Raw genomic sequence first — 7,240 nt, forward strand, 5'->3', positions numbered from 1 at the left:
GAGAACACCCCTGGCGCCGGCCGCCGCGCGGTTCCTACGCTGACGGGCACCGGGGGAAACTCCCCGCACGGCACGCGCACCGGCCTGCCGGCACCGTCGTCGAAGGGAAACGCCATGGACGCTCCCGTCCGCTCCGTCATCAGCCCCGGGCGCTACGTCCAGGGACCGGGCGCCATCGCCCGCCTGGGGGAGTACCTGCCGGCCATCGGGCGGACCCCCCTCGTCGTGGCCGACGACGTCGTCTGGGGGTTCGTGGGCCACGAGGTGGAGGCGTCCCTCGCCCGTGCCGGCCTGACGGCCACGCGCGAGACGTTCCGCGGCATCCCCTCGGCCGGGGAGATCGACCGGCTCACCGCCGTCATCCGCGACACCGGGGCCGACGTGGCCGTGGCGGTGGGCGGCGGCAGCACCATCGACGCGGTCAAGGCGTCCGGCCACCTCGCCGGCATCCGGTGGGTCAGCGTGCCCACCGTCGCCTCCACCGACGCGCCGACCTCGGCGCTGGCGGTCGTCTACACCGACGAGGGCGTGTTCGAGGAGTACCGCTTCTTCCCCCGCAACCCCGACCTCGTCCTGGTGGACTCCCAGCTGGTGGCCAACGCGCCCGCGACGTTCCTGGCCGCCGGGGTCGGCGACGCCCTGGCCACCTGGCTGGAGGCCCGGGCCACCGCCGCCTCGGGGTCGCTGACCATGGCCGGGGGGACGGCCACCCTCACGGGCACCGCCCTCGCCCGGCTGAGCTGGGACGTGCTGTGGGAGAATGCCCTTGCGGCGATGGACGCCGCCCGGGACCACGTGGTGACCCCGGCGCTGGAGAAGGTCATCGAGGCCAACACCCTGCTGTCCGGGCTCGGCTTCGAGTCGGGGGGCCTCGCGGCGGCGCACGCCGTCCACAACGGGCTCACCGCGGCACCGCAGACCCACGGACTGGCCCACGGGCAGAAGGTCAACATCGGCTCGATCACCCAGCTGGTGCTGGAGGGGGCGCCGAGCGCGGAGATCGCGGACTTCATCGAGTTCACCACCCGGGTGGGGCTGCCGACCACGCTCACGGAGATCGGGCTGCGCCCGGAGGACACCGAGGAGATCCAGGCCGTGGCCCGGGCGGCGACCGTGGAGGGCGAGACCATCCATAGCATGCCCTTCACCGTGCGGGCGGCGGACGTCGCCGCGGCGCTGACCTCGATCGAACGCCTGGGCCGCCGGGTCCGCGAGCGCGCCGGCCTGCCCGAGCCGCAGCCCTACCGCCACGCCCACTAGGACCCCGCCCGGGGCCGCCACGCCGACCGAAGCCCCATCCGGGGTCGCCCGGCACCCGGCGGCCCCGGGCCGGCTCAGAAGCCGCGGGGCAGGACCGCCCGGCGGTCGAACTCCTCCGTGACGGACACGGCCCCGGACCCGTCGAGCAGGGTGACGGCGCCGGGACCGCCGTGCGTGCCCGCCGGGATCCCGGCGCCCATGTCGGCCACGACGTTCTCCAGCCGTGCCCCGGCGCCCACCCGCACCCCGTCCAGCAGCACCGAGTGGCGCACCGTGGCGCCCTCCTCGACCACCACCCCGGGGCCCAGCACGGAGTGCTCCACGGTCCCGTGCACGGTGGCGCCCGCGGCGACCATGGACCGGCGCACGTCGGCGCCGCCCTCGATCCGGGCGGGCACCAGCTGCGGCTGGGCCGAGAGGATCGGCCAGTCCGGGTCGTCGAGGGTGACCCCCTCGCCGTCGAGCACCTGCAGGTGCGCGGTCCAGTAGGACTGCAGGGTGCCCAGGTCCATCCAGTACCCCTGGAGGCGGTGCTCCACCACGGTGCGGTGGGCCACGAACCAGGGCACGAGGTCGTGGCCGTAGTCCTCGAGCTGCCCCTGCTGCTCGTGCAGCTCCTCCAGGGCCGCCAGCAGCTGCTGGGCGTCGTAGAGGAACATCTCCCCGGCCACCAGCCGCCCCTCCGGCCGCTCGGGCTTGTAGTCGAAGCCGGTCACGCGCCCGTCGTCGTCGGCCTGCACCACGCCGTAGCGGGAGGGGTCCTCGTCCACGACCGTGGTGACCATGGTCAGGTCCGCGCCCCGCTGCAGGTGGGTGTCCACGACGTCGAGGAAGTTGATCGTGTACAGGTGGTCGGCGCTGAGCACCAGGACCAGGTCCGGGGCGAAGTCCCGGATCAGGTCCTTCTGCCGGTAGAGGGAGTCCGCGTTGCCCTCGGCGAACCCCTCTCCCTCCGCGCCCTCGTAGGGGGGCAGGACCTGCAGGCCGCCGTGCGTGCGGTCGAGGTCCCAGGGACGGCCGTTGGCCAGGTGCCGGTTGAGGCTGTGGGGGAGGTACTGCTGGACCACCCACACGTCCGAGATGTGGGAGTGCGCCAGGTTGGACAGCGCGACGTCGACGAGCCGGTAGGTGCCGGCCACGGGCAGGGCCGGTTTGACCTTCTTCTCGGTCAGCGCCCCGAGGCGGGAGCCCTTTCCGCCGGCGAGCACGAGGGCCAGGGTGCGGGGAATGCGCATCGTGCGTCCTCTCTCTCGCCTTCATCCTGCCAGAGGATCGGCCTCCGGGCCCGGGGCAATTCGCCCCATGCGATAATCTTGGCTTCCATGGCCTCCCTTGACTTCCCGGCAGAGATCTCCGCCCTCCGTTCCACGTTCGCCTCCATCGAGGCCGTGAGCGACGTCGACGCGATGCGGCGGGACATCGCCGAGCTCTCGCAGCAGGCGACCGCCCCGGACCTGTGGGACGACCCCGCCGTGGCGCAGAAGATCACCTCCAAGCTCTCCCACAAGCAGTCCGACCTCGAGCGGCTCGAGAAGCTCGGCGGCCGGATCGACGACATCGAGGTGATGGTCCAGCTGGCCGCCGAGGAGGACGACCCGGAGACCCTGGAGCTGGCGGTGGAGGAGCTCGCGTCGGTGAAGCAGGCGCTCTCGCAGCTGGAGGTGCAGACCCTGCTCTCCGGGGAGTACGACGAGCGCGAGGCCGTGGTGACCATCCGCTCCGGCGCCGGCGGCGTGGACGCGGCCGACTTCGCCGAGATGCTGATGCGGATGTACCTGCGCTGGGCCGAGCGCCACGGCTACCCGACCACGGTCCTGGACACCTCCTACGCGGAGGAGGCGGGCCTGAAGTCCGCCACCTTCGAGGTGAAGGCACCCTACGCGTTCGGCACCCTCTCCGTGGAGGCGGGCACGCACCGGCTCGTGCGCATCTCCCCGTTCGACAACCAGGGCCGCCGCCAGACCTCCTTCGCGGCCGTGGAGGTCATTCCGCTCATCGAGCAGGACGACTCGATCGAGATCCCCGAGTCCGAGATCAAGGTCGACGTCTTCCGCTCCTCCGGCCCCGGCGGTCAGTCGGTGAACACCACCGACTCCGCGGTGCGGATGACCCACCTCCCCACGGGCATCGTGGTGTCCATGCAGAACGAGAAGTCGCAGATCCAGAACCGTGCCGCCGCGCTGCGCGTGCTCCAGTCCCGCCTGCTGCTGCAGCGCCAGGAGGAGGAGAGCGCGAAGAAGAAGGAGCTCGCCGGCGACGTCAAGGCGTCCTGGGGGGACCAGATGCGCTCCTACGTGCTCAACCCGTACCAGATGGTCAAGGACCTCCGGACCAACCACGAGGAGGGCAACCCCTCCGCCATCTTCGACGGGGCGATCGACGGCTTCGTCGACGCCGGCATCCGCTGGCGCGCCGACCAGCGGCACGCGCCCGCGGACGCCTGAGCCCACCGGGGCAGGGGGTCGCAGGAGCCGGCTGGACCCGTGCTCCCGGCGGGCGGAGGAGCCCGGCCGGTCCGCGGACCGGCCGGGCTCCTCCCGTCAGCGGCGCAGGAAGCGGGTCACCGCCCGGCCGGGCGGGACCCGTCCGGCGGGAGCGGCCGGCGGCTCCTCCGGCGCCTCCCGCACCGGGTAGAGCTCCTCCGCCTCCCGCAGCTTCGTGCGGTGCAGCCGGGCGGCGGTCTCCGGGAACGACGACGAGCGCGCGGGCGGCCGGACCGTGCGGCTGCCCGCCGGGGTGACGGACCAGCCCGTGCCCGCGTCCAGCAGGGACTGGTGCTTGACCCGGTAGTAGTCCGAGCTGACCTCCAGCGCCGTGCCCTCGGCCCCGCAGGCGGCGGCCAGGAGGTGGAAGTGGAACCGGGAGGTCAGCCACGTCTGGCCGGGCCCGGCGGGGAAGCCCTCCGTCCACACCCGGGTGAAGGGCACGAAGTGCTGCTCGGGGATCAGGTCCGCCAGACGGTCGAAGGCCGCGCGGTCCACCCCCGGGATGGCCTCGAGGTAGCGCACGGTGCGGCCCGCCAGCTCCGGGCCGGTGAGGGCGGAGCGCACGGCGGCCACGGCGTCGTCGAGGACGCCCGGGTCGGCCATGTCGCCCTGCAGGCACACCCACACGTCGCCCTGCGCGGCGGGCGCCCTGGACGGGCCGGCCGGAAACCCCGCCACGTCGGGCAGTCCGAGGAAGGCGTCGTCGGGGGCCCGCCGCGCCCGGGACAGCTGCGCGCTGGGCGCGTCCCGGACCGTGACGTGGTCGAAGGCGGCGAGCGCCTCGCGCAGGGCGTCCGTGGCCGCCGCGGTGTCCTCGGCGGGGGTCAGGCCCAGGCCGGTGGCCGCCAGCCGCGCGCCGGAGAGCTCGCCCAGCCGCCGCGCCGCCCGCAGCAGGCGGGCGTGGTGCGGCCAGATGGCGTTGAGGTAGCCGCCCCCGAGCAGGTGCACCGAGCTCGCGCGCCGGGCGCCGAGCAGGCCGAGGTCGTAGCGCGGGGAGCCCAGGGAGGTCACCACCCGGTCGACGTGGGCGTCCGCGGCGGCCGGGTCCATCCCGGTGGTCTCGAAGACGAGCCGCCAGAGGGTGTCGGTGGTCCGCAGCCGCGGGTGCAGCCCGTCGAAGAGGTGGGACGCCAGCCCGGGGTGCGGGCAGTCGAGCCAGACCTCGGCGTCGGGGCGGGTGCGGGCGAGGAAGCGCAGCCACGAGGCGGCGATGAACTCGTCGCCGAAGTTGGGGTGACCGCTCGTGCCGACGAGGTAGAGGATGTCCGCGGCCGGGGACGGCGCGGCGGGGACGGTGTCCAGCATTGGCCCAGCGTACCGGGTGGCCGGGCGGCGCATCGGGGCGAGCACCGTCCCGGGATCGGCCGGCGCGGGACGGCGCGGCCGGCGCCGGGGGAGCAGCGGTGGCGTAGGATGGAGGACCGGCCGCGCGCCCCGGCGCGCGGCCGCGTTCCGTCCGCACCGTTCCCGAGGGAGGAGGCCCATGGCCACGAAGGACACCGGCCGCCAGGTCGTCGCGAACAACAAGAAGGCCCGGCACGACTACCACGTCCTCGACACCTACGAGGCCGGTCTGGCCCTCATGGGCACGGAGGTGAAGTCCCTGCGGATGGGCCGCGCCTCGCTCGTGGACGGGTTCTGCCAGTTCACCGACGGCGAGCTGTGGCTCGAGGGCGTGCACATCCCCGAGTACCTCCAGGGGTCGTGGACGAACCACTCCGCCCGCCGGCGCCGGAAGCTGCTGCTGCACCGCAGCGAGATGGACAAGATCGAGCAGAAGGTCCGCGAGTCGGGTTTCACGATCGTGCCGCTGTCCCTGTACTTCGTGGACGGCAAGCGGGTCAAGGTGGAGATCGCCGTGGCCAAGGGCAAGAGGGAGTACGACAAGCGCCAGGCCCTGCGGGAGAAGCAGGACAACCGGGAGGCGCAGCGGGCCATGCGGTACAAGAACCTGGGCTGAGTCCCGGCGCCCGGTCCTTGCACCGCCATGTACCGCGCGGTAGACTGGGACATCCCGCTGCGGCGGGGTGCTTGGAAACAGAATACGGGGATGATCGGTTTCGACGATGTGAGTTGAGACAGGGGAAGCGGGTCGAGGACGCAGAGTTATCTCGTAAACGCTCTCTGTAAAACAATAGTTGCCAATTCCAACAGCAACGCCACCGCAAAGTCTGACCTCGCGCTCGCCGCGTAACCAGACTTAGGTGACTGTCAGCCCGGGTTCGCCTTCGACCCGGGGCCTGGCATCAGCTAGAAGGCCACTGCTCCAGCCGTTCGTCGCGGGCGTCTGGAGAACACTTGCGCGACTGAGTCCGTCGGCCACGGGTCTGCACGAGGGCCGGGACTGAGAAAACGCCACGCAGACTGCACCCGGAGAAGCCCTGACAAAGCTGCATCGGACGGGGGTTCAATTCCCCCCATCTCCACGATTCCCCGACCGGGGAGCGCCGCGAGGCGCTCCCCGGTCTTTTTCGTGTCCGGGACCCTTCCCGCCGCGGGCGGGAGGAGGACGGCGGGGCCGGGCGTGCGGCCCGTGGCCGGCCGGGGAAATGGGCGGCGGCCGGGGACCGGTGTGACAAGCTGGAGGTGTACCGCCGACGACCGAGAGGGCAACGCCATGAGCCACAACGACAACACGCCAGACCAGAGCGGCACGGGTGCCGGCGGGTCGTCGAGCTACGGCGGCCAGGACGGGCCCGAGTACGGCCAGCGCATCGAGGGCGCCCCGTCCGGGCCGTCCTACGAGGCGCCCCGCTACGGCCAGGGCGGGGACCAGTACTCGTCCCCGCAGTACGGTCAGGGGCAGTACTCCCAGGGCCAGTACGGTCAGGGTCAGCAGGACCCGTACGGCGCGGGGCAGTACGGCGGCGGCCAGTACGGCGGCGGCCAGTACGGCCAGTCCCCGTACGGCCAGCCGCAGCACTCCCAGGACCCGTACTCCCAGGGACAGTACGGCCAGGGGCAGCAGGGCCAGGGCGCGTACGGCGCCGGTCAGTACGGCCAGGACCCCTACTCCCAGGGGCAGCACGGCGGCCAGGGATATCCCGCCCAGTACCAGCAGGGCCAGTACGACATGGGCCAGTACGGCGCGAAGCCGCAGGGCACGGGGCTGGGCATCGCCGCCCTCATCCTCGGCATCGTGTCGCTGCTGACCTGCTGGTTCGTGCTGGGCCTCGTGCCCGGGCTCGTGGGCCTGGTGCTCGGCATCGTGGCCGTGCGCAAGCTCGGCCGGACCCCGGGGGCGTCCAAGGCGGTGCCGATCGTCGGCATCGTGCTCAGCGTCCTGGGCATCCTGGCGAGCATCTTCTTCCTCGTGATCTTCGGGGCGCTGCTCGGGGAGTTCGGGCCGGCCATGGAGGCCTGCAACCAGTTCTCGTCGGACCCGACCGCCTTCCAGCAGTGCCTCGAGCGCGAGACGGGCTTCGCCACCCAGGACCTCTGAGCGCTGCCGGCGATGCGACAGGCCCGCACCCGACGGTGCGGGCCTCACGCAT

General features: G+C 72.8%; 6 protein-coding genes and 1 other RNA gene. 5 read left to right on the forward strand and 2 right to left on the reverse strand.

What is annotated here, in order from left to right; translation table 11 throughout:
* Window positions 1-114: 114 nt before the first annotated feature.
* A complete protein-coding gene (locus ACWCOM_RS10645; protein ID WP_454548717.1) occupies window positions 115-1,260 on the forward strand; it encodes a glycerol dehydrogenase in 1,146 nt (381 codons plus the stop codon).
* Window positions 1,261-1,334: 74 nt separating this feature from the next.
* Here ACWCOM_RS10645 and ACWCOM_RS10650 read toward each other — a convergent pair whose 3' ends face one another.
* A complete protein-coding gene (locus tag ACWCOM_RS10650) occupies window positions 1,335-2,495 on the reverse strand; it encodes a glucose-1-phosphate adenylyltransferase family protein (RefSeq protein ID WP_454548718.1) in 1,161 nt (386 codons plus the stop codon).
* 87 nt (window positions 2,496-2,582) lie between these two features.
* Here ACWCOM_RS10650 and prfB point away from each other — a divergent pair, with 87 nt between their 5' ends.
* Complete coding sequence (gene prfB, locus ACWCOM_RS10655) at window positions 2,583-3,704, forward strand: peptide chain release factor 2 (protein ID WP_454548719.1); 1,122 nt, start codon at window positions 2,583-2,585, stop codon at window positions 3,702-3,704.
* Window positions 3,705-3,800: 96 nt separating this feature from the next.
* Here the strand turns inward: prfB and ACWCOM_RS10660 are convergent, their stop codons facing one another.
* Entirely contained in the window at window positions 3,801-5,051 is a 1,251-nt protein-coding gene (locus ACWCOM_RS10660) for a polysaccharide pyruvyl transferase family protein (protein ID WP_454548720.1), read from the reverse strand.
* 178 nt (window positions 5,052-5,229) lie between these two features.
* On the opposite strand from ACWCOM_RS10660, the gene smpB reads away from it, so the two are divergent.
* The 3 genes from smpB (at window position 5,230) to ACWCOM_RS10675 (ending at window position 7,188) form a co-directional block, all read left to right on the forward strand.
* Window positions 5,230-5,706 carry an SsrA-binding protein SmpB gene (gene smpB, locus ACWCOM_RS10665; RefSeq protein WP_062734798.1) on the forward strand — a complete coding sequence of 159 codons (477 nt, stop codon included), beginning with the start codon at window positions 5,230-5,232 and terminating at the stop codon, window positions 5,704-5,706.
* An 86-nt stretch (window positions 5,707-5,792) separates the two neighbouring features.
* Window positions 5,793-6,175, forward strand: a transfer-messenger RNA (tmRNA) gene (ssrA, locus tag ACWCOM_RS10670).
* A gap of 188 nt (window positions 6,176-6,363) precedes the next feature.
* Window positions 6,364-7,188, forward strand: a complete 825-nt coding sequence (locus tag ACWCOM_RS10675) for a hypothetical protein (RefSeq protein ID WP_454548721.1) — start codon at window positions 6,364-6,366, stop codon at window positions 7,186-7,188.
* Window positions 7,189-7,240 lie beyond the last annotated feature (52 nt).

This window comes from Kocuria sp. KH4, from assembly GCF_053711175.1.